General features: G+C 72.1%; 20 protein-coding genes and 1 tRNA gene. 8 read left to right on the forward strand and 13 right to left on the reverse strand.

Annotated elements, in window-relative coordinates; translation table 11 throughout:
• The 6 genes from ACZ9QC_RS33845 to ACZ9QC_RS33870 all read right to left on the reverse strand — a co-directional run bounded on the left by ACZ9QC_RS33845 (position 1) and on the right by ACZ9QC_RS33870 (position 3,857).
• Complete coding sequence (locus ACZ9QC_RS33845; RefSeq protein WP_472921892.1) at positions 1 to 1,035, reverse strand: phosphotransferase family protein; 1,035 nt, start codon at positions 1,033 to 1,035, stop codon at positions 1 to 3.
• 150 nt (positions 1,036 to 1,185) lie between these two features.
• Positions 1,186 to 2,097, reverse strand: a complete 912-nt coding sequence (locus tag ACZ9QC_RS33850; RefSeq protein ID WP_472916574.1) for an MBL fold metallo-hydrolase — start codon at positions 2,095 to 2,097, stop codon at positions 1,186 to 1,188.
• A gap of 96 nt (positions 2,098 to 2,193) precedes the next feature.
• The gene (locus ACZ9QC_RS33855) at positions 2,194 to 2,490 is read right to left on the reverse strand and encodes a hypothetical protein (protein ID WP_472916575.1); all 297 of its coding nucleotides are present in this window, start codon (positions 2,488 to 2,490) and stop codon (positions 2,194 to 2,196) included.
• Between the two features lie 102 nt (positions 2,491 to 2,592).
• Positions 2,593 to 2,925, reverse strand: coding sequence for a DUF202 domain-containing protein (locus tag ACZ9QC_RS33860; RefSeq protein ID WP_472916576.1), 333 nt, complete (start codon positions 2,923 to 2,925; stop codon positions 2,593 to 2,595).
• Positions 2,922 to 3,314: a YidH family protein gene (locus ACZ9QC_RS33865; protein WP_472916577.1), complete on the reverse strand. Its 393-nt coding sequence runs from the start codon at positions 3,312 to 3,314 to the stop codon at positions 2,922 to 2,924. The genes ACZ9QC_RS33860 and ACZ9QC_RS33865 overlap by 4 nt, the downstream gene beginning before the upstream one ends.
• 30 nt (positions 3,315 to 3,344) lie before the next feature.
• On the reverse strand, positions 3,345 to 3,857 hold the full coding sequence (locus tag ACZ9QC_RS33870; protein WP_472916578.1) for an NUDIX hydrolase: 513 nt from the start codon (positions 3,855 to 3,857) through the stop codon (positions 3,345 to 3,347).
• Between the two features lie 267 nt (positions 3,858 to 4,124).
• On the opposite strand from ACZ9QC_RS33870, the gene ACZ9QC_RS33875 reads away from it, so the two are divergent.
• From ACZ9QC_RS33875 to ACZ9QC_RS33885, 3 genes are all read left to right on the forward strand, one after another.
• Positions 4,125 to 5,780: an FAD-binding dehydrogenase gene (locus ACZ9QC_RS33875; protein WP_472916579.1), complete on the forward strand. Its 1,656-nt coding sequence runs from the start codon at positions 4,125 to 4,127 to the stop codon at positions 5,778 to 5,780.
• A gap of 115 nt (positions 5,781 to 5,895) precedes the next feature.
• Entirely contained in the window at positions 5,896 to 6,687 is a 792-nt protein-coding gene (locus ACZ9QC_RS33880) for a molybdopterin-dependent oxidoreductase (RefSeq protein WP_472916580.1), read from the forward strand.
• The gene (locus ACZ9QC_RS33885) at positions 6,671 to 7,294 is read left to right on the forward strand and encodes a cytochrome b/b6 domain-containing protein (RefSeq protein WP_472916581.1); all 624 of its coding nucleotides are present in this window, start codon (positions 6,671 to 6,673) and stop codon (positions 7,292 to 7,294) included. Before ACZ9QC_RS33880 ends, ACZ9QC_RS33885 begins: the two co-directional genes overlap by 17 nt.
• A gap of 156 nt (positions 7,295 to 7,450) precedes the next feature.
• Here ACZ9QC_RS33885 and ACZ9QC_RS33890 read toward each other — a convergent pair whose 3' ends face one another.
• Positions 7,451 to 8,848, reverse strand: coding sequence for a GntT/GntP/DsdX family permease (locus ACZ9QC_RS33890; protein WP_472916582.1), 1,398 nt, complete (start codon positions 8,846 to 8,848; stop codon positions 7,451 to 7,453).
• A 122-nt stretch (positions 8,849 to 8,970) separates the two neighbouring features.
• Entirely contained in the window at positions 8,971 to 9,489 is a 519-nt protein-coding gene (locus tag ACZ9QC_RS33895) for a gluconokinase (RefSeq protein ID WP_472916583.1), read from the reverse strand.
• Between the two features lie 143 nt (positions 9,490 to 9,632).
• Between ACZ9QC_RS33895 and ACZ9QC_RS33900 the strand changes: the two genes are divergently transcribed.
• Positions 9,633 to 10,358 carry a FadR/GntR family transcriptional regulator gene (locus tag ACZ9QC_RS33900; protein ID WP_472916584.1) on the forward strand — a complete coding sequence of 242 codons (726 nt, stop codon included), beginning with the start codon at positions 9,633 to 9,635 and terminating at the stop codon, positions 10,356 to 10,358.
• 44 nt (positions 10,359 to 10,402) lie between these two features.
• On the opposite strand, the gene ACZ9QC_RS33905 is transcribed toward ACZ9QC_RS33900, so the two are convergent.
• From ACZ9QC_RS33905 to ACZ9QC_RS33920, 4 genes are all read right to left on the reverse strand, one after another.
• Positions 10,403 to 10,849: a YchJ family protein gene (locus ACZ9QC_RS33905; protein WP_472916585.1), complete on the reverse strand. Its 447-nt coding sequence runs from the start codon at positions 10,847 to 10,849 to the stop codon at positions 10,403 to 10,405.
• A gap of 19 nt (positions 10,850 to 10,868) precedes the next feature.
• Positions 10,869 to 12,251, reverse strand: coding sequence for a M1 family metallopeptidase (locus ACZ9QC_RS33910; protein WP_472916586.1), 1,383 nt, complete (start codon positions 12,249 to 12,251; stop codon positions 10,869 to 10,871).
• Between the two features lie 77 nt (positions 12,252 to 12,328).
• Positions 12,329 to 16,204 carry a Pls/PosA family non-ribosomal peptide synthetase gene (locus ACZ9QC_RS33915; protein WP_472916587.1) on the reverse strand — a complete coding sequence of 1,292 codons (3,876 nt, stop codon included), beginning with the start codon at positions 16,202 to 16,204 and terminating at the stop codon, positions 12,329 to 12,331.
• Between the two features lie 284 nt (positions 16,205 to 16,488).
• A tRNA-Leu gene (locus ACZ9QC_RS33920) sits at positions 16,489 to 16,573 on the reverse strand.
• Positions 16,574 to 16,772: 199 nt separating this feature from the next.
• Between ACZ9QC_RS33920 and ACZ9QC_RS33925 the strand changes: the two genes are divergently transcribed.
• From ACZ9QC_RS33925 to ACZ9QC_RS33935, 3 genes are all read left to right on the forward strand, one after another.
• The gene (locus ACZ9QC_RS33925) at positions 16,773 to 18,098 is read left to right on the forward strand and encodes a M20/M25/M40 family metallo-hydrolase (RefSeq protein WP_472916588.1); all 1,326 of its coding nucleotides are present in this window, start codon (positions 16,773 to 16,775) and stop codon (positions 18,096 to 18,098) included.
• A 154-nt stretch (positions 18,099 to 18,252) separates the two neighbouring features.
• Positions 18,253 to 18,486, forward strand: coding sequence for a chaplin ChpH (chpH, locus tag ACZ9QC_RS33930; RefSeq protein ID WP_033531632.1), 234 nt, complete (start codon positions 18,253 to 18,255; stop codon positions 18,484 to 18,486).
• Between the two features lie 133 nt (positions 18,487 to 18,619).
• Positions 18,620 to 19,579 carry a chaplin gene (locus tag ACZ9QC_RS33935; protein ID WP_472916589.1) on the forward strand — a complete coding sequence of 320 codons (960 nt, stop codon included), beginning with the start codon at positions 18,620 to 18,622 and terminating at the stop codon, positions 19,577 to 19,579.
• A gap of 70 nt (positions 19,580 to 19,649) precedes the next feature.
• On the opposite strand, the gene ACZ9QC_RS33940 is transcribed toward ACZ9QC_RS33935, so the two are convergent.
• Complete coding sequence (locus ACZ9QC_RS33940; protein WP_005485166.1) at positions 19,650 to 19,838, reverse strand: DUF5703 family protein; 189 nt, start codon at positions 19,836 to 19,838, stop codon at positions 19,650 to 19,652.
• A gap of 48 nt (positions 19,839 to 19,886) precedes the next feature.
• On the opposite strand from ACZ9QC_RS33940, the gene ACZ9QC_RS33945 reads away from it, so the two are divergent.
• Positions 19,887 to 20,576 (forward strand): hypothetical protein, encoded by a 690-nt coding sequence (locus ACZ9QC_RS33945; RefSeq protein ID WP_472916590.1) that lies wholly within the window; start codon positions 19,887 to 19,889, stop codon positions 20,574 to 20,576.
• The last annotated feature ends 140 nt before the right edge of the window (positions 20,577 to 20,716 follow it).

The following is a 20,716-nucleotide window of genomic DNA, read 5'->3' on the forward strand; positions in this document are numbered from 1 at the left end:
TCAGCCCTCCTGGGAGCCGGTACGAAGAGTCGTCAGGCCGTGTTCGATGAAGACGGGGACCAGGTCGCCGATGCGGTCGAAGCCGCGGCCGACCGTCTGGCCGAGGGTGTACCGGTAGTGGATGCCCTCCAGGATCACGGCGAGCTTGAACCACGCGAACGCCGTGTACCAGGACACCGAGGAGACATCGCGGCCCGAGCGCGCCGCGTACCGCTCGACGATCTCGCTCGGATCCGGGTGCCCGGCGGCCGCCGCGGTCGTCGAGACGGGGGAGTCGGGGGTGGCCAGCGGCACGCTGTACATCACCAGCAGGCCCAGGTCGGTGAGGGGATCGCCGAGCGTGGACATCTCCCAGTCGAGGATCGCCTTGATCGCGTCGTCGTCGCCGAGCAGCACGTTGTCGAGGCGGTAGTCGCCGTGGATGACCGTCGCGGCGGGGGAGCGGGGGAGCCGGCGGCCCAGTGTCGCGTGGAGTTCGTCGATGCCGGGCAGCTCGCGGTTGCGGGACGCGTCCAGCTGCTTGCCCCAGCGCCGCAGCTGTCGGTCCAGGAAGCCCTCCGGGCGCCCGAAGTCGGCGAGGCCCACCCCGGCCGGGTCCACCGCGTGCAGTTCGACCAGGGTGTCGACCAGGCCCAGCACGGCGGCCCGGGTGCGCTCCGGCCCCAGCGGGGCCAGCTGCTCGGCGGTGCGGTACGGGGTGCCCTCGACGAAGTCCATGACGTAGAAGGGCGCGCCGAGCACGTTCTCGTCCTCGCAGAGCAGGACGGGACGCGGCACGGGCACGTCCGTCGGGTGCAGTGCGCTGATCACGCGGTGCTCGCGCTTCATGTCGTGCGCGGTCGCCAGCACATGGCCCAGCGGCGGCCGCCGTACGACCCACTTCGCGGTGCCGTCCGTGACCTCGTACGTCAGGTTCGACCGCCCGCCCTCGATGAGCCGGCCGGTGAGCGGGCCGCTCACGAGTCCGGGCCGCTCGGCGTCGAGCAGGGCGCGGAGCCGGTCGGGGTCGAGACCTGGCGGGTGGTCTGGGTGCATCATCGCTCCTACACGCGAACGCGTTCTACCGGGACCCGTCTCATGATGCCGACCGGTCGGTATGTCGTCCAGTGGGTGGCACGAAAGTGATCGGTGTCTCCACGGGATCCGGCCGGAGACGCCCGGATCCCGGAACGAACCGCGCGACCCTCACGCGTGGCAGGTCATCATCTCCCCGCCGTTGAGGGTCGCCATGTCCATGAACCCGGCGAACGGGTCGACGCCCTCGCCCTCCGGCTCCCCGTCCAGCTCGGCGTAGGCCCGCCGCAGGTTCGCCACCAGCCGCTCGCTCTCCGGCAGCGCGGCGTACTCCCCGAGATCCGTGCTCCGCGCCGCCTCCAGCGGGGTGAGCCCGGCCGCGCGCGACTTCTCGGCGACCTCGGCCACGAACCGCGTGTACCGCTCGGCCCGGTCGAACGCCGACGGGTCGGTCACCGGCCCGTGCCCGGGGACGACGGTCTCGGCGCCCAGCTCGCGCAGCAGCGCCAGCGCCCGCAGCGAACCGCTCAGCGACCCCATGAGGAAGAACGGCGTCCCGCCCTCGAAGACCAGGTCCCCCGCGAAGAGCACCCGGCGGTGCGGCAGCCACACCACCGAGTCGCCGACGGTGTGCGGTACGCCCGGGTGGATGACCTGTGCCTCGATGTCCCCGACATGCAGCGTCACCCGGTCGTCGTACGTCAGGTCCGCGCCCTGGATGCTCACGTCCCCGAAGTCGGTCCGCGGCCAGAGCAGGTGGAGGTGCTGTCCGCTTGCGAGGGCCTCGCGGCGGCAGGCCGAGTGCGAGACGAGGGTGGCGGCCGGCGTGAAGAAGCCGTTGCCGTAGGTGTGGTCGCCGTGGTGGTGGGTGTTGACCAGGAGGCGGGGCCTGGGGACCCCGGTCGCGTCGAGCGCGGCGCCCAGCGCGCGGGTCCGGCGCTCCGTCGCCGCGGTGTCCACGAGCAGGGTGGAGGTGCCGTCACTGACGAAACCCGAGTTGTTCAGACACCAACCGCCGTCCGGCTGCACGTACGCGTACACGTCGCTCGCGAGTTCGACGGTGTACGGCTCTTCCGCGGTCACGGTGACCCCCTTCATCCCCCGGATCGTCGCCAACTGGTGGTCAGAGCCTGCCAGTCGGCCACGATCCGGTGGCATCCGGGGGTCCGGGAACGCGGGTCAGTGGTCGTCCCAGTGCCCGTCGTGGGCCGCGTGCCGGTGTCCGTCGTGCACGTAGTCCACATGGTCCCCGTGGGTGACCGCCTGGTGCCCGCAGTCCTCGCCGTGCACGTGGGCGTGCCCGTCGTGCGCGGTGTGCCCGCTCGGCTCGCACTCGTCCCAGTGCCCGGAGTGCGCGCGGTGCAGATGCCCGTCGTGCGCGTAGTCGGTGTGGTCACCGTGCGTCACGGCGGTGTGCCCGCAGGTCGGACCGTGGTCGTGGTCGTGGACGGGGTGTTCCTGGTGAAGGGTGGTCATGGTGCTCGCCTTCGCTGGTACGAGGGGTGACTTGTCCAGGCTAGGCACAGAAGTCTCAATTCTTCCTTTCCGAAACTCCATGCACATACCAAGAGTTGCCCTTCAGAACACCAGTGCCGCCCCGCACGCGGCGAGGGCGATCACGCACAGCGCGGCCGTCGTGGCGGCCGGAGGCGCGAGGGCAGGGGGGCGGGCGGCGGCCAGGGCGGCGATACGTCGATGGGCGAGCGCCAGGAGGGCCAGCCACAGCACCGCGCACAGGGCCGCGGCCAGCACGCCCGCCGTCGACGGCCCGCCGTGCAGCGCGGACTTCGCCGCGAGGACGGCGACCACGGCTCCCGTGAGGGTCGTACGGCGCCAGGCGAGCCGGGTCCGTTCGGGCTGGAGGCCGGGGTCGCGGTCGGGGGCGGCCGGGGGAGCGGGCGCCGGGCTCACCCCTCCCACCCGAGCAGCACGACGACGACCATCGCCACGGCGACCACGGCGACCACGACACCGAGCAGCGCCGGGAAGCGCGACACCGGCAGGTCCTCCCCGCGCCGCATCGCCTGTTCGCAGCGCACCCAGTGGTTGACGGCCCGCAGCGCGCACAGCACCCCGGCCGCCAGCAGGGCGAGCGCGAGCCCGACCCGCCAGCCCCAGCGCAGGTCCGGCAGGAACTGGTCCACGGCGAAGCCGCCGCCGACGAGCGCGAGTGCGGTGCGCAGCCAGGCCAGGAACGTCCGCTCATTGGCCAGGGAGAACCGGTAGTCCGGGGTCCCGCCGTCCTTCCGGACGTCCTCGGGGACGAACCAGAGCCGGACGTTCCGTACAAATTCGATCACATGCCGGACACTACCGGTCGACTTCGCGCGTCAGGCGCCCCGGTCCTCCTTGAGCCGCTCGTACGCGGCTGTCCCGTCCGGCACCCACTCCCACTCGCCCAACCGCCGCTCCAGCTCGGCCTCCGTCAGGAACCCGTGCCAGGCCACCTCCTCGACCTGCGGGCTCACCGGCGACGTGCAGCGGACCTCGTACACGGCCGACCACCAGCTGTGTCCCGCGCCGTCGTCGTACAGGAACTTGAACAGCGGCTCGGGGCGCGGCAGTCCGGGGACGCCCAGCTCCTCCTCGGCCTCGCGCAGCGCCGCGTCGTCGTAGGACTCGCCCGCCCCGACGACCCCGCCGACGAACATGTCGTACAGCGACGGGTAGACCAGCTTCGTCGCCGTCCGCCGGTGCACGAAGATCCGCCCCTCGGCATCCCTGGCCAGCACGAACACGGCCCGATGTCGCATCCCCCGCGCATACACCTCCCCCCGCGGTGCCTGCCCGATGACCTGGTCGTTCTCGTCCACGATGTCGAGAATCTCGTCGGCTGCGCTCATGGCCCCATCCAAGCAGGGGGTGGGGCGAGAGAGGGTTTCGGCCGCCGGCCCGGTGGGCTTCCCGCGCGGTTCCCCGCGCCCCCGAAACACACGGCCCTGCGGGCCGATGAAAGAGGAGACCCCTCTCGGCAGTTGACTAGGTCACGTCTTCTGCCGAAGGATCTGATCCCCAAGCTGCTGACCGGCCGGTAACAACGCGCGGGGCCGTGCCCGGCCCGTTTCGGCGTGCCCCCGGTTGCCTCACCCGTTCCCGAGAGGACGTCCTCCATGTCGTACGACGCAGATGTGATCGTGATCGGGGCGGGCCTCGCCGGGCTCGCGGCGACCGCGGAGCTCGTCGACGCGGGCCGCAAGGTGATCCTCCTCGACCAGGAGCCGGAGCAGTCGATCGGCGGCCAGGCGCACTGGTCCTTCGGCGGGCTCTTCTTCGTCGACTCGCCCGAGCAGCGCCGTCTGCGGATCAAGGACAGCCACGCCCTCGCCCTCCAGGACTGGATGGGCACGGCCGCCTTCGACCGCGAGGAGGACCACTGGCCGCGCAAGTGGGCCGAGGCGTACGTGGACTTCGCGGCCGGGGAGAAGCGGTCCTGGCTGTACCAGCAGGGCGTCCGGTTCTTCCCGGTGGTCGGCTGGGCCGAGCGCGGCGGCTACGACGCCAACGGCCACGGCAACTCCGTCCCCCGCTTCCACATCACCTGGGGCACCGGCCCCGGCCTCGTCGCGCCTTTCGAGCGGCGCGTACGGGAAGGCGTACGCCGGGGGCTGGTCCAGCTGAAGTTCCGGCACCGGGTCACCGGACTGTCGCGCAGCGCGGGCTCCGTCGACACCGTCACCGGCGAGATCCTGGAGGCCTCGACGACAGAACGCGGCCGGCCGAGCAGCCGCGAGGTCACCGGTGCCTTCGAACTGAAGGCCCAGGCCGTGATCGTCACCTCCGGCGGCATCGGCGGCAACCACGACCTGGTCCGCGCCAACTGGCCCGAGCGCCTCGGCAACCCCCCGGAGAAGATGATCTCCGGTGTGCCCGCGCACGTCGACGGCCGGATGCTCGGCATCGCCGAGGAGACGGGCGCGCGCCTCATCAACCGCGACCGGATGTGGCACTACACCGAGGGCATCCAGAACTGGAACCCCATCTGGGACAACCACGGCATCCGTGTCCTGCCCGGCCCGTCCTCGCTCTGGCTGGACGCCCGCGGCAAGCGCCTGCCCGTGCCGCTCTTCCCCGGCTTCGACACCCTCGGCACCCTCGAACACATCATGAAGACCGGGTACGACTACACGTGGTTCGTGCTCGATCAGAAGATCATCGGCAAGGAGTTCGCCCTCTCCGGCTCCGAGCAGAACCCCGACCTGACGGGCAAGTCCATCAGGGACGTCTTCATCCGGGCCCGCGCGGACGTCCCCGGCCCGGTGAAGGCGTTCATGGACCACGGCGTGGACTTCGTCGTCGAGAAGGACCTCGGCTCCCTGGTCCGCGGGATGAACGCGCTCACCAAGGACCCGCTGATCGACGAGGCCGAGCTGCGCCGCGAGATCGTCGCCCGGGACCGTGAGGTAGCCAACCCCTTCACCAAGGACCTCCAGGTCATGGCGATCCGGGGGGCCCGCAAATACCTCGGCGACAAGCTCATCCGCACCGCCGCCCCGCACCGCATCCTCGACCCCAAGGCCGGCCCGCTGATCGCCGTCCGCCTGAACATCCTGACCCGCAAGACCCTCGGCGGTCTGGAGACCGACCTCTCCTCCCGGGTCCTCACCGAGGGCGGCGACCCGCTGGAGGGCGTGTACGCGGCGGGCGAGGCCGCGGGCTTCGGCGGCGGCGGCGTCCACGGCTACCGCTCCCTGGAGGGCACGTTCCTCGGCGGCTGCCTGTTCTCGGGCCGCACGGCGGGCCGGGCGGCGGCCAAGGCGACGGGCTGAGCGGCGATCTGAGCGGCGGGGCGAGGGCTGAGCGCGGCGCCGCACTCATGACGGAATTCTGACGAATACCCGCCGCCGCTGGCCCAGTCGGGGCCGCGGGTGTTCGAATCGATACGTGAACCCTGAACACCCCCAAGCACGGGAAGCGCCGCCGGAGCCCCCGGACCCGGCGGCCCCCACCGACCGGGCGGACGCCTCCGAGGGCCGCGGCGCGCCCATCGGCCGCCGTGTCCTCCTCGGCACCCTCGGACTCGGCGCCCTCGGCGTCGTCTCCGCGCCGGTCCTCCAGCGTGGCATGGAGGCGTTCCTCGGCGAGGCGGCCCAGAAGGACCCCACCGGCCTGACCGGCCTGCTCCCCAACGGCGGCGGCTTCCGCTACTACTCGGTGACGTCGTCCGTCCCCCGCAAGACCGCCGCCGACTACCGCCTCACGGTCGACGGGCTGGTCGACAAGCCCGGCTCCTACACCCTCGCCGACCTGCGGGCCCTCCCGCAGACCCGGATGGTGAAGGACGTCCAGTGCGTCACCGGCTGGCGCGTGCCGGACACCCCGTTCGAGGGCGTACGGCTCTCCGTGCTGCTGGACGCGGCCGGGGTGCGCTCCTCGGCGGGGGCGGTCCGCTTCACCTGCTTCGACGGGGCGTACAGCGAGAGCCTCACCCTGGAGCAGGCCCGCCGCGCGGACGTCCTGGTGGCCCTGCGGATGCAGGACAAGGACCTCAGCCACAACCACGGCGGCCCGGTCCGCCTGTACGTCGCCCCCATGTACTTCTACAAGTCGGCGAAGTGGCTCTCCGGCATCGAGGTCACCGAGGAGGTCGAGCCCGGATACTGGGAGGAGCGGGGCTACGACGTCGACGCGTGGGTCGGCCGATCGAACGGGCGGGACGATGCACCGACGACTTGAGGAACGGCCGGTCGTCACGGCCTCCCGCGTCCCGCGCTTCACCGCCGTCGAACGCTGGATCCACCGCACGACGGCGGCCCTGATGGGCGTCTGTGTGGCGACGGCGGCCTGCCTCTACCTCCCCGCCCTCGCCGAACTGGTCGGCCGCCGTGCCCTGGTGGTCATGCTTCACCAGTGGACGGGTCTTCTCCTGCCCCTCCCGGTCCTGGCGGGTCTGGTCTCCCGCGCGTTCCGCGCGGACCTCGGCCGCCTCAACCGCTGGGGCCCGCACGACCGCCTCTGGCTCCGCGCCGCCCGCCGCCGGCTTCCCGGCCCGCGCCCCGCCGCGAAGTTCAACGCCGGCCAGAAGCTCTACGCGGCCTGGATCGCCGGTGCCACCCTCGTCATGCTCGCCACGGGCCTGATGATGTGGTTCACCCACCTCACCCCCCTGATGTGGCGGACCAGCGCGACCTTCGTCCACGACTGGCTGGCCCTGACCATCGGCATCGTCCTGGCGGGCCACATCGGCATGGCCCTGGGCGACCCGGAGGCCCGGCGCGGCATGCGTACGGGCTCGGTGAGCCGGGAGTGGGCGGACAGCGAGCACCCGCTGTGGCGGCCGTAGACCGTGGACGGTGAGCCGTGGACGGTAGACGGTGATCCGTGGACGGTAGACGGTGATCCGTGGACCGTAGGCCGTCGGTCACGACGGGGGGGCGGGGAGCCGGACCTCCGGCTCCCCGCCCCCTGAACGACCAGCGCTCCTCGCCTGCCCGCGCCCCTAGATGATCAGCGACAGCAGCAGCACGATCGCCCCCGCCACCACCGAGATGATCGTCTCCATCACCGACCAGGTCTTGATGGTCTGGCCGACGCTGAGCCCGAAGTACTCCTTCACCATCCAGAAGCCTGCGTCGTTGACATGGCTGAAGAAGAGGGAGCCGGCGCCGATGGCGAGGACGAGCAGGGCGGTGTGGGCCGTCGACATGTCCGCGGCCAGCGGTGCCACCAGACCCGCCGCCGAGATCGTGGCGACCGTGGCCGACCCGGTCGCCAGCCGGATCGCCACCGCGATCAGCCAGGCCAGGACGAGCGCGGGGATCGACCAGTCCTCGGAGATCTCCAGGATCATCTGCCCGACCCCGGAGTCGATGAGCGTCTGCTTGAACCCGCCGCCCGCGCCGACGATGAGCAGGATGCCCGCGATCGGCGCGAGGGACTTCTCGACGGTCGACCCCAGCCGCTCCTTGGTGAACCCGGCGGCCCGCCCCAGCGTGAACATGCCCACGATCACGGCCGCGAGCAGCGCGATCAGCGGCGAGCCGGCCACGTCGAAGACCCGCTGCACCATGTTCTCGGGGTCGTCCACGACGATGTCCACGAGCGCCTTGGCCAGCATCAGCACCACCGGCAGGAGGACGGTCGCCACGGTCGCGCCGAACGCGGGCCGCTTCTCCAACTCCTCCGAGGGCCTCGCCTGGATCATGCGCTCGGGCACCGGTACGTCCACCCACCGTGCCGCGTACTTCGAGAACAGCGGCCCGGCGATGATCACCGTCGGTATCGCGACCACCAGCCCCAGCGCCAGCGTCACACCCAGGTTGGCCTGCACCGCGTCGATCGCGACCAGCGGGCCGGGGTGCGGCGGGATCAGCCCGTGCATCACGGACAGACCCGCGAGGGCCGGGATGCCGATGCGCATCAGGGAGTAGTTGCCGCGCTTGGCGACCATCAGCACCACCGGGATCAGCAGCACGATCCCGACCTCGAAGAACAGCGGCAGCCCGATCACCGAGGCGATCAGCACCATCGCCCACGGCATCGCCCGCCCCTGGGCCTTGGCGAGGATGGTGTCGACGATCTCGTCGGCGCCCCCGGAGTCCGCGAGCAGCTTGCCGAGGATCGCGCCCAACGCGATGAGCACACCGACGCCGGCCACGGTCGTCCCGAGCCCGGTGGTGAAGCTGGCGATCGCCTTGTCCAGCGGCGCCCCGGCGAACGCGCCGAGCGCGAGCGAGCCGATGGTCAGCGCCAGGAAGGCGTGCACCTTGAACCTGGTGATGAGCACGACGATCACGGCGATGCCCGCCAGGACGGCGATGCCCAGCTGCGCGTGCCCCGCCGAGGTGATCGGCTCGACGGGGTCCGCTGCCAGCAACTCGACGTTGAGTCCGGTCACGGTGATTCCTTGATTGAGGAGGTGTCAGGGGGAGGTGGGGGGGTGGGAGTGGGAGTGGGAGTGGGGGAGGGAGCTGAGGTGAAGCAGGAGGCAGCGAGCGGCAGGAGCCGGCGGCCGAGGGCCTACGACGACGCCGGATCGAACTCCCGCAGCGCCGCGACCGCCCGCTCGGCGATCTCCTCGGGCGCGCCCGCCACGTCGACCGCGACGCCCGCCTCGTCCGCCTCCAGGGGCTGCAGCGTGGCGAACTGCGAGTCGAGCAGCGCGGTGGGCATGAAGTGGCCCTGCCGGTGGGACATCCGGTCCTCGATGAGGGTCCGGTCACCGGTGAGATGCACGAAGACGACACCGGGCGCCGCCGCCCGCAGCCGGTCCCGGTAGGACCGCTTCAACGCGGAACAGCTGACCACCCCGCCTAGCCCGGCCCGGTCGTGCGCCCAGGCGCCGATGGCGTCCAGCCACGGACCTCGGTCCGCGTCGTCCAGCGGTGTCCCGGCCGACATCTTGGCGATGTTGGCCGCGGGGTGGAAGTCGTCGCCCTCGGCGTACGGAACGCCGAGCCGTGCCGCGAGCAGGGGACCGATCGTGGTCTTCCCGGTCCCTGCCACGCCCATCACCACGACGACATGAGGGGTACGCATCACTACCTCGCTGTCTTCGTCGACATCTGAGACGTCACCCGACGTCGACGACACTGAAACCCATTAGGTACGACGAATTCAAGCCCTCGACATCAATAAGTCTGACTTTTTCTTCACGCCCCCCTCCTCGTACCCTGATCCCCATGACCACACCGGGCCGGGGGCTGCACGGCCGAGTTCTGGAGACCCTCGGACCGGCGATCACGGCGGGCGAGTACCCGCCGGGCAGCGTGCTGCGCACGGACGAACTCGCCCAGGCCTTCGAGGTGTCCCGCTCCGTGATGCGCGAGGCGGTGCGCGTGCTGGAGTCCATGCACCTGGTCGAGTCCCGTCGCCGGGTCGGCGTGATCGTCCGCCCGCCCGCCGAGTGGAACGTCTACGACCCGCAGGTCATCCGCTGGCGGCTGGCCGGCGCGGACCGCCCCCGTCAGCTGCGCTCCCTCACGGTCCTGCGCTCCGCCGTCGAGCCGATCGCCGCGGGCCTCGCCGCGCGCAACGCCACCGCCGAGCAGTGCGCCGCGCTCACCGAGTGCGCCATCGGCATGGTCGCCAACTCACGCGGCCACCGGCTGGAGGGCTACCTCCGGCACGACGTCGCCTTCCACCGCCTGATCCTCGACGCCTCCGGCAACGAGATGTTCGCCCGCCTCGGCGACGTCGTCGAGGAGGTCCTCGCCGGCCGCACCCACCACGCCGTGATGTTCCACGACCCCGACCCCGCAGCCGTCACCCTCCACGTCCAGGTCGCGGAAGCCATCCGCGAGAAGGACGCCGCCCGGGCCGAAGAGCTCACCAGGGAGATCACGGTCGGCGCCCTCCAGGAACTGGACATCCTGGCCCCCAACGGCCAGGCGCCGACCACCGGTTGACCCGGGGCTCGACCACCGGTCGACCCAGGGCCCGGACGGGCCCGCTAGGCCCCGTCGTCCGCGGGGAACTCCCCGTCCACGTACGCCCAGGCCCCCGCCACCCGCTCGAAGCGGCTTCGCTCGAGCATCGAGCCACCGCGGTACGAGGCGCGGAACGTGACGGTGCCGGTGGTGTGGAAGGCGGAGCCGTCCCGGGTCTCCAGGATCTCCAGGCCGGTCCAGCGCATGGTCGTGTCGAAGGCGACGTCGGCGGGCCGGGTGCGGGGATGCCAGCTGCGCAGCAGGTACGCCTCGTCGCGCATCACGAACGCGCTGTAGCGGGACCGCATCAACGCCTCGGCGGTCGGCGCGGCGGCGCCCCCGGAGTGGTAGCGGCCGCAGCAGTCCTCGTACGTCCGCGGCAACCCGCAGGGGCACGAAAGGGGAGCCGGCGACGAAGCACGGGAAACACTCTTCGACCTGGCCCTGGAACCGCTGCGGCGCGACGACATGGCAGTCATTGTGCCCGCTCTACGCCGAGCCCGCGTTCGTCGGCGGATACGGCGGCCGCGCCGGCACCCCGGAACCCCTCGGGGACGGCAGCGGCGGCAGCGCCGGTTCCCGCAACCAGGCCCGGAACAGGGCGTCCAGGGGCCCGTCGGCGTAGCGCCCGGCGTGCGCGGTGAAACCGGCCGTGGTCACCGCGCCGCCGCGGTGGACGGTCGCCCAGCCGCGCAGCATCCGGAAGAACGCCTCGTCACCGAGGGCACAGCGCACGGCGTGGACGGTCAGCCCGCCGCGCTCGTAGAGCCGGTCGTCGAACATCAGCTTGCGGCCCGGGTCGGCCAGCCGCAGATCCTGCGGCAGCGCGGCGAGCTTCTGGTGCGCGGCGGCGGCCAGTTGCTGCGCGCTGCGCCCGCCCGAACGCTCCGACCACAGCCACTCGGCGTACTTGGCGAACCCCTCGTTCAGCCAGATGTGCCGCCAGTCGGCGATGGACACGCTGTTGCCGAACCACTGGTGCGCCAGCTCGTGCGCCACCAGCCGCTCCGAACCCCGCGCCCCGTCCACGTGGTTGGCGCCGAACAGCGACAACCCCTGGGCCTCGACCGGGACATCGAGCTCCTCCTCGGTCACCACCACCGCGTACTCCCCGAACGGGTACGGCCCGAAGAGCTCCTCGAACAGCTCCATCATCGCCGGCTGCCGCGCGAAGTCCCGCGAGAACTCGGTGAGCAGGTGCGCCGGGATGTGCCCGTGCTGCGGCACCCCGCCCGGCCTCGGATCGCCCAGCAGCACCGTCTGGTACCTGCCGATCGACAGCCCCACCAGATAGCTCGACGTCGGCGCCGACTGCTCGTACACCCACGTCGTCGTGGACGCCTTCGTCGTACGGGTCAGCAGCCGTCCGCCCGCCACCACCTGGTACGCCGAGGGTGTCGTCACCGAGATCTGGTACGAGGCCTTGTCGGCGGGCCGGTCGTTGCACGGATACCAGGACGGCGCCCCGACGGGCTGGCTCGCCACCAGCGCCCCGTCGGTCAGCTCCTCCCAACCGAGTCCGCCCCAGGGGCTGTTCACCGGCTTCGGATTGCCCGACCAGTGCACCTCCACCGTGAACGCGGCGCCGGGCCGGATCGGCTTGGCCGGCCGGATCCGCAGCCGGCCACCCCGGTGCGAGTAGTGCGGCGCCCGCCCCTCGACCCGCACCCGCCCGATCTTGAAGTCGGCGAGGTTCAGCTGGAACTCCGCTAGAGGGGCCCGGCCCGCTATGGCGTTGAGCCTCGCGGTGCCCGACAGCCGGTTCGGCCCTGGTCGGTAGTCCACAGCCAGCTCGTACCGATGCACCCGGTAACGGGGATCACCGTTCGCCGGGAAGTACGGGTCCGGACCCACTGACTGCTGAACCGCCACTGCCGCTTCTGCTCCCCGCTCCGCTCTCGTACGACGTCCATCGTCCCCCGAGTCCCCCGACGCCGCACGAGCCGCGGTCAGCGGCGCCATGACTCGATCGGGTTGCCCAGCCACCGGGTGTCGTCGGGAACGGACTCCGCGGCCATGACCAGCGACGCCGGACCCAGCGTGGTACGGGCCCCGACCACGCTGCCGGGCAGGACGATTCCGCCCGGGCCCAACGTGGCGCCCTCACGGAGCTCAACAGTATCCGTCCGCAAGATCCGGTCGTGGAAGAGGTGGGTCTGCAGGACGCATCCCCGGTTCACCGTGGCCCCGTCGCCGAGCGTCACGAGGTCGGTCTCGGGTAGCCAGTAACTCTCGACCCACACCCCCTTGCCGATCCGCGCCCCCAGCCCGCGCAGCCACACGTTCAGCACCGCGGTCCCGGGCACCGACCCGGCCAGCCACGGCACGGCCAGGACCTCCACGAAGGTGTCCGCCAGCTCGTTGCGCCACACAAAACCGCTCCACAGCGGATGCTCCCCGCCGCGGTGCCGCCCCACGAGCAGCCACTTCGCCACGACGGACACCAGGCCCGCCAGCACACCCGCCCCCAGCAGCACGAGACCGCCCACCGGCCACGCCCAGCCGCCCAGCGCGCTCAGCGCCGCCACCGTCAGCAGCGCGAGCCCCGCCGAGCAGAACACGGGCACGATCCGGCACAGCTCCACCAGCGCCCGCGCCCACAGCAGCCGCGCCGGCGGCTCGTAGGTCAGGCTCTGGTCACCGTCCGCCGCCGCCCGGGGCAGCCTGACCGGCGGCAGCCCCAGGTACGAGCTGCCCTTCTTCGCCTTCTTCGGCGTCGCCGACAGCACCCCCACCAGCCCGCCGTCCGGCACGGAACGCCCGGGCGCGGTCATCCCGGAGTTCCCCAGGAACGCCCGCCGCCCGATCTCCGCCCGCCCGATCCGCATCCAGCCCCCGCCCAGCTCGTACGGCGCGGTCAACGTGTCGTCCGCGAGGAACGCCCCGTCCCCGACCGTCGTCAGACTCGGCAGCGCGAGCACCGTCGACACCTCCGCGCCCCGGCCGATCCGCATCCCGAGCAACCGCAGCCACACCGGCGTGACCAGCCCCGCGTACAGCGGGAACAACGTCTCCCGCGACCGGTCCATCAGCTGGGTGACCGTCCACGCCTGCCAGCCGACCCGGCTGTGCGTGGGATGCGTGCCCTCCCGCAGCCCGAGGCTCAGCAGCCGCACGGCGACCAGCAGGAGCAGCGCGTACGCCGCCCCGAACGCGAGCGTGGCCGGCACCAGCCCGAGCACCGCGCCCCGCAGGGCACCGCCCAGCCCGGCCTGCGGATCCACGAACAGACTCAGCACCGCCAGCGCGGCGAGCCCGGCGAGCACCGGCAGCGCGGTCAGCCCGAACCCGGTCACCCCGTACGACACCCGCCAGAACAGGCCCCGCCGCGGCCGCTCCCTGGGCCAGTTCCGCTTCGCCTTGCCCAGCTTGACCGCGGGCGCCCCGGCCCAGCGCTGTCCGGTGGGGACCTGCCCGACCACGGCCGACCCGGGCGCCACCTCGGCCCGCTTGCCGACCCTGGCCCCCGGCAGCAGCATGCTCCGCGTCCCGACGACCGCGCCGGCGCCCACCTTGACCGGCCCGATCTCCAGCAGGTCCCCGTCGAGCCAGTACCCGGAGAGGTCCACCTCGGACTCCACGGCCGCGCCCCGCCCGAGCTTGAGCATCCCGGTCACCGGCGGCAGCGCGTGCAGATCGACATCGGCGCCGACCTTGGCGCCCAGGGCCCGCGCGTACCGCTCCAGCCAGGCCCCGGTCAGCGAGGTGGCCCCGCTGAACTCGGCCAGCCGCTCGGCCGCCCACAGCCGCAGGTGCACGCTCCCGCCGCGCGCGTACCGGCCCGGCCGGACCCCGCGCAGCAGCAGCCGCGCCCCGACGGCCGCGACCGCCAGCCGCCCCGGCGGGGTGAAGAGCAGCACCGCCCCGGCCCCCACGGCCCACCAGGGTGCGGTCGGCAGCCAGGCGTAGGGCGCGAGCAGATTCCCGAGCGCGGCCAGCGGGACGACCCACCGCAGACCGAGCAGGGTGAACAGCGGCACCAGCATCAGCGACTGGACCAGCCGCGCCCGCAGGGGCACGGGTGCCACCACGCGCCGGGGCCCTTCCTGCCCGCCGGACTCCTCCAGATACCGGGCCAGCTTCCTGAGCGTGGGCCGCTGGTAGACGTCCACCACCGCGACGCTCGGATACCTGGTCCGCAGCCGTGTCGTCAGCTGCGCGGCGGCCAGACTCCCGCCGCCGATCGCGAAGAAGTCGTCGTCCGCGCCGCCGACCGGGATCCCCAGCACCTCGGCCCACTGCTCGGCGAGCCACGCCTCGGTCCCGTACAGCTCCTCGGCCGGACCGGCCGTCTCCAGGTCCGCCAGCGGCCACGGCAGGGCGTTCCGGTCCACCTTCCCGGACGTCCGGGTCGGCAGCTCCGCCACCGGCGCCAGCAGCGGCACCAGCGCGGCCGGCAGCTCCGCCCGCAGCTTCGCCACGGCCGTCGCGTGGTCCCACCCCTCCTGGGTGACCACGTAACCGACCAGCAGCTGGTTGCCGCTCCGCGCGGTCCGTACGGCCGCCGCGGCGCCCGCGACCCCGGGCAGGGCCTGCAAGGCGGCGTCGACCTCGCCCAGCTCGATCCGCCGCCCGCCGAGCTTGATCTGCTCGTCGGCCCGCCCGAGGAAGACCAGCCCCTCGGGCTCGGCCCGCACCAGGTCACCACTGCGGTAGGCGCGCTCCCAGCCCAGCGACTCCAGCGGCGCGTACTTCTCCGCGTCCTTCTCGGCGTCGAGATACCGCGCGAGCCCCACGCCGCCGATCACCAGCTGCCCGCTGCCGCCCATCGGCACGGGCTCCCCGCTCTCGTCCACGACGGCCAGCTCCCACCCGTCGAGCGGCAGCCCGATCCGGATCGGCTCCGCGCCGGTCATCAGCGAGGCGCAGGCGACGACGGTGGCCTCGGTCGGCCCGTACGTGTTCCAGACCTCCCGCCCCTCCGTCACCAGCCGCTGCGCCAGCTCCGGCGGGCACGCCTCACCGCCGAAGATCAGCAGCCGTACGTCGCTCAGGGTCTCGGGCTCCCAGAGCGCGGCCAGCGTCGGCACGGTCGAGACCACCGTGATCTCCTGCTCGACCAGCCAGGGCCCCAGATCCGCGCCGCTCCTGACCTGTGCGCGCGGCACCGGCACCAGACAGGCGCCGTACCGCCAGGCCAGCCACATCTCCTCGCAGGACGCGTCGAAGGCCACCGAGAGACCGGCCATCACCCGGTCCCCGGGTCCGATCGGCTCCTCGGTCAGGAAGAGCGCCGCCTCGGCGTCCACGAACGCGGCGGCGCTGCGGTGGCTGACGGCCACCCCCTTGGGCCTGCCCGTCGACCCGGAGGTGAAGATGATCCACGCGTCGTGCTCGACCCCGGGCCGCGCGGCGGGGGAGTCGGACGCGCCGTGCACGGTCAGTTCGTGTCCGGCCCCGACGACCGCCCGCACCTCCGCCTCGCCGAACACCAGTTCGGCTCGCTCGTCGGGGTCCTCGGCGTCCACGGGCACGTAGGCGGCTCCGGCGGCGAGGACCGCGAGGATGGCGACGTACAGCTCGCTCGTGCCCGACGGCACCCGCACCCCGACCCGGTCCCCGAGTCCGACCCCGGCGGCTCCCAGCCGCCGCCGCAGGTTCTCCACCTCGACGGCCAGCGCGCGATAGGTCAGCCGCCGCGTCCCGTCGTCCAGCGCGGGCTCGTCCGGGTACGACCGCGCGGACGCCTCGAAGACATCGACCAGCGTGCGGGGGGAGGCCGCGGGACCGGCCGAGAAGCGCGCCGCCCCGCCGAGCCGCCCGGCTTCCTCGGCCATCTCCTCGTCGAGCAGCGTCAGGTCGGGACTCTCGTACACGGCGGCCATCGGATCCTCGCCTCTCGAACCCGGACCATCCGGGGGCGCCGGAGGGCCGCAGGTCTGCCTGGGGATATTTCCGTACCGGTGCCGAACAAGCCCCATACTCTAGTGCTCGGGTGACTACTGCCTGTCGTGTCGGCCAAGCGGAGGCATCCGGAGGGCGGCCCACGGGGGTCGGCCGGACGGCTGTGACCTGGGGTTTCTCGGACGAGGCGAGATATGTCCCACATTTCGCCGCCGGTAAACGCACGAAGGCCACGACCCGGAGGGTCGCGGCCTTCGCCACTGTGTGTCCGAGGGGGGACTTGAACCCCCACGCCCGATAAAGGGCACTAGCACCTCAAGCTAGCGCGTCTGCCATTCCGCCACCCGGACAAGGTGTCTGTCGCGCGGGTCTCCCTCGCGGCGACGAAGGAAACATTACCAGGCTTTCGAGGGCCCCCGATCACACCCCGTCCCCGGGGACGGCCGGGCGTGAACGGCGTGTGACGGGCCGGTCCCGGTCTTGGGGCGGGCGCGGAAGCAGGAGGAGGATGTGGGGGAACCACCAGCAGCGACAGCGGGAGGAACCAGCGTGAGTGAGACGGACGCAGGCAGGCGCGTGACCGGTGAGGACGAGGTCGTCGACCTCTGCAGCGAGCTGATCCGGATCGACACCAGCAACTTCGGCGACCACTCGGGCCCGGGTGAGCGCGCGGCCGCCGAGTACGTCGCCGAGAAGCTCGCCGAGGTGGGGCTGGAACCGAAGATCTTCGAGTCGCACCCGGGCCGCGCCTCCACGGTGGCCCGGATCGAGGGCGAGGACCCGTCCCGGCCCGCGCTGCTCATCCACGGCCACACCGACGTCGTCCCGGCCAACGCGGCGGACTGGACCCACCACCCCTTCTCCGGCGAGGTCGCCGACGGCTGTGTGTGGGGCCGGGGCGCGGTCGACATGAAGGACATGGACGCCATGACGCTGGCGGTCGTCCGCGACCGGCTGCGCAGCGGCCGCAAGCCCCCGCGCGACATCGTGCTCGCCTTCCTCGCGGACGAGGAGGCCGGCGGCACGTACGGGGCGAAGCACCTCGTCAAGAACCACGCCGATCTCTTCGAGGGCGTCACCGAGGCGATCAGCGAGGTCGGCGGGTTCTCGTTCACGGTCAGCGAGCAGCGGCGGCTCTATCTGATCCAGACGGCCGAGAAGGGCATGCACTGGATGAAGCTGACCGTGGCCGGAACGGCGGGCCACGGCTCGATGATCCACCGCGACAACGCCATCACCGAGCTGTCGGAGGCGGTCGCGCGCCTCGGCCGCCACCAGTTCCCGGTACGGGTCACCAAGACCACCCGCGCCTTCCTCGACGAACTCGGCGACGCGCTCGGCACCACGCTCGACCCGGAGGACATGGAGGGCACCCTCGCCAAGCTGGGCGGTATCGCCAAGCTCATCGGCGCGACCCTGCGCAACACCGCCAACCCCACCCAGCTCGGCGCCGGTTACAAGGTCAACGTCATCCCGGGCGAGGCCACCGCGCACGTCGACGGACGGTTCCTGCCCGGGTTCGAGGAGGAGTTCCTCGCCGATCTCGACAAGATCCTCGGCCCCAAGGTGCGGCGCGAGGACGTGCACTCCGACAAGGCGCTGGAGACCTCCTTCGACGGGGCGATCGTGGACGCCATGCAGTCCGCGCTGCTCGCCGAGGACCCGGCCGCGAAGGCGGTCCCGTACATGCTCTCCGGCGGTACGGACGCCAAGTCCTTCGACGACCTCGGTATCCGGGGCTTCGGCTTCGCGCCGCTGAAGCTGCCCCCGGAGCTGGACTTCGCGGGCATGTTCCACGGTGTCGACGAGAGGGTGCCGGTGGAGGGCCTGAAGTTCGGTGTGCGCGTACTCGACCGTTTCATCGACGCGTCCTGACCTGTTCGGCACCGATCGGTACTTATTCGGCCGCGCGTACGAAGATCGACCGTGACGGGTGAATCCGACCATAAGCTCGTAGCTCCATTAGCCCCTCCTCGTTACAGGTGATGCGACTCGCTACTTGGAGTCGCTTTGCCAACAAGGAGGAACAATGCTCAAGAAGGTCGTCGCCGCTGCGGCTGCCACCGGTGGTCTGGTTCTCGCGGGCGCGGGTCTGGCCGTCGCCGACGCCGGGGCCCAGGGTGCCGCCGTCGGCTCCCCGGGTGTCGCGTCCGGCAACGTCGTCCAGGTGCCGGTGCACGTCCCCGTGAACGTGTGCGGCAACACGATCTCGGTGATCGGGCTGCTGAACCCCGCCTTCGGCAACACCTGCATCAACAAGTGACGTTGTGCCTCACCCGGTGAGGGTCTGAACAAACCGTCGGCCCCGGAGTGCGCGCCATGCACTCCGGGGCCGTCCGGTCTCCCGACAAGGTGTACAAGATCACAACATAGGGCTTAAGGCAGGTAATTCAGCAATGCGACAGGTCACCCGCAAAGGCCTCATGACGGTGGCGGCCGCGTCCGGAGTCTTCGCCGCGGCCGGAGGCATGGCCCACGCCGACTCCGGCGCGCAGGGGTCCGCCACCAACTCGCCGGGCGTGCTCTCCGGCAACACCGTGCAGGCGCCGGTGGAGACCGAGGTCAACGTCTGCGGCAACACGGTGAACGTGGTCGGGCTGCTCAACCCCGCGGCCGGCAACAAGTGTTCCAACGGCGGAGGCGGCAAGCACGCACGCGGCGACCAGGGCCACGGCTCCTCGCACGGTGGCTCCCAGGCCCGGGGGCACGCCAGTGACTCGCCGGGCGTGGCCTCCGGCAACGTCGTGCAGGCCCCGGTGAACGCACCGGTCAATGTCTGCGGCAACAGCGTCAACGTCGTCGGAGTCGGCAACACGGCCGTCGGCAACGACTGCTCCAACGGCTCAGGCGGCGGTGGTTACGGCGACGACGGCCACGGCCCGTCGTACGGCGGCGGGTCCCACGCCGACGGTCACACCGGTGACTCGCCGGGCGTGGCCTCCGGGAACCACATCCAGGTTCCGGTGCACGTGCCGGTCAACGTGTGCGGCAACAGCGTCAGCGTGGTCGGCATCGGCAACGGGGTCGCGAACGACGACTGCGGGAACTCGGGCGGCGGAGGGGCGCACGAGAACCCGGGCGGCGGCTCGCAGAACCCGCCGGGCGACTCCGAGGAGGCGTCCCCGCAGACACCGAGCAAGCCCGGTGGGCCGGGCGGTCCTGGCAGGCCCGGCGGCGAGGTCCCCGGCGGTGACACCAACACCCCGGGTACGCAGACCGTCACCCAGCCCGACGGCCTGGCCCAGCTCGCCCAGACCGGCGGCGACCTGCCGCTGGGGCTGATGCTTCCGGTGGGCGCGGGCGCACTGATCGGGGGCGCCCTGATCTACCGCAAGGCACGGGCCGCCGCCCTGTAGCCGGACCCGGCGTCCACCGAACGGAGCGGGCCCCGCAGCAGCGGGGCCCGCTCCGTTTCGTTGCGCCCAGTCACCATGTGGCGCGCACCTGGCGGATGATCCGTCGGCGCAACCGCACCCTGCGGCTGCCGTCACGCAGCAGGCTCAGTCGGTCCAACTCCCAGTGTCCGTACTCGGCATGGTCCGTCAGCAGGCGTGTGGCGTCCTTGCGGGAGACCCCGCGCGGTACGTACACGTCGACAAATTCGTATTCCGGCATCGGTATCTATTGTGCGGGCTGGGGCCCGGTACGGATAGCGTCTGCACTATGTCTGATGCTGCTCAGCCCACCGCTGCCGAGGTACGCGCCGCCGCCGAGGCGGTCAAGACCGCGCTCGACCGTCACCTGGCGGCGGTCGAACGCCGGTCGGGGGAGGACGACCCGGCCGTCTACGAGGCGTTCAACGAGCTGGCCGCGGCCGCCGAGGAGTACGACGAACTGCTCTACGACCGCTATGACGAGGTCACTCCCTTCGAGATCCCTGGCACCGAGGACAGGCCGCCGTACATCGGCCCCGACGAGCCCGGCGCGCTCAGTGTGCTGATCCGCCGGGACTACACGGTGGGCGAGCCGCAGCGGCTGCTGGCACAGGCGCAGCGCGTGGAGGCGGCCGAGGAGCCGGCCGGCACCGACGGGGCGGCGAGCACGGTGCTCGGCGCCCTCGGCGTGCTGTTCGGGGAGTTCGAACCGGACGAGATCGCCTCCCGGCACAAGGAGTTCGGTCTGGAGGAGGGGGACTCCACGCTCTGGGTGACCGCCGCGGACGACGCCGCCGAGCCCGGTGAGTGGCTGGAGGCGCCCTTCGAAGGGGTCGACGGGCAGCAGGTCGTCTGCCGCTTCGACGTCAGCGCGGTCTTCGACGACGAGCCGGACGACGACGACCTGGACGACGACGTCACGCTCGCGGCGGAGCTGGACGAGGACGAGGATCTGGAACCGCTGGACGTGGACCGATAGGGGCCGGGGCCCAGGGGGCGGGGCGCCTCGGAACTCGGGGCCGTCCGCCGTCGGGCGGCCTCGGGTCCGCGTGGTCGCTCGCGCAGTTCCCCGCGCCCCGACGGCGGCCCCGCGTCCCTGAAGGCGGCCCCGCGCCCCTG

It is taken from the genome of Streptomyces sp. HUAS MS02 (genome assembly GCF_055702265.1).

Coding starts and splice junctions, on each gene's coding strand:
- ACZ9QC_RS33845 (WP_472921892.1), bottom strand. CDS start 1,035: ATGCACCCAGACCACCCGCCAGGTCTCGACCCCGACCGGCTCCGCGCC.
- ACZ9QC_RS33855 (WP_472916575.1), bottom strand. CDS start 2,490: ATGACCACCCTTCACCAGGAACACCCCGTCCACGACCACGACCACGGT.
- ACZ9QC_RS33870 (WP_472916578.1), bottom strand. CDS start 3,857: ATGAGCGCAGCCGACGAGATTCTCGACATCGTGGACGAGAACGACCAG.
- ACZ9QC_RS33875 (WP_472916579.1), top strand. CDS start 4,125: ATGTCGTACGACGCAGATGTGATCGTGATCGGGGCGGGCCTCGCCGGG.
- ACZ9QC_RS33885 (WP_472916581.1), top strand. CDS start 6,671: ATGCACCGACGACTTGAGGAACGGCCGGTCGTCACGGCCTCCCGCGTC.
- ACZ9QC_RS33895 (WP_472916583.1), bottom strand. CDS start 9,489: ATGCGTACCCCTCATGTCGTCGTGGTGATGGGCGTGGCAGGGACCGGG.
- ACZ9QC_RS33900 (WP_472916584.1), top strand. CDS start 9,633: ATGACCACACCGGGCCGGGGGCTGCACGGCCGAGTTCTGGAGACCCTC.
- ACZ9QC_RS33905 (WP_472916585.1), bottom strand. CDS start 10,849: ATGTCGTCGCGCCGCAGCGGTTCCAGGGCCAGGTCGAAGAGTGTTTCC.
- ACZ9QC_RS33915 (WP_472916587.1), bottom strand. CDS start 16,204: ATGGCCGCCGTGTACGAGAGTCCCGACCTGACGCTGCTCGACGAGGAG.
- chpH (WP_033531632.1), top strand. CDS start 18,253: ATGCTCAAGAAGGTCGTCGCCGCTGCGGCTGCCACCGGTGGTCTGGTT.
- ACZ9QC_RS33935 (WP_472916589.1), top strand. CDS start 18,620: ATGCGACAGGTCACCCGCAAAGGCCTCATGACGGTGGCGGCCGCGTCC.
- ACZ9QC_RS33940 (WP_005485166.1), bottom strand. CDS start 19,838: ATGCCGGAATACGAATTTGTCGACGTGTACGTACCGCGCGGGGTCTCC.
- ACZ9QC_RS33945 (WP_472916590.1), top strand. CDS start 19,887: ATGTCTGATGCTGCTCAGCCCACCGCTGCCGAGGTACGCGCCGCCGCC.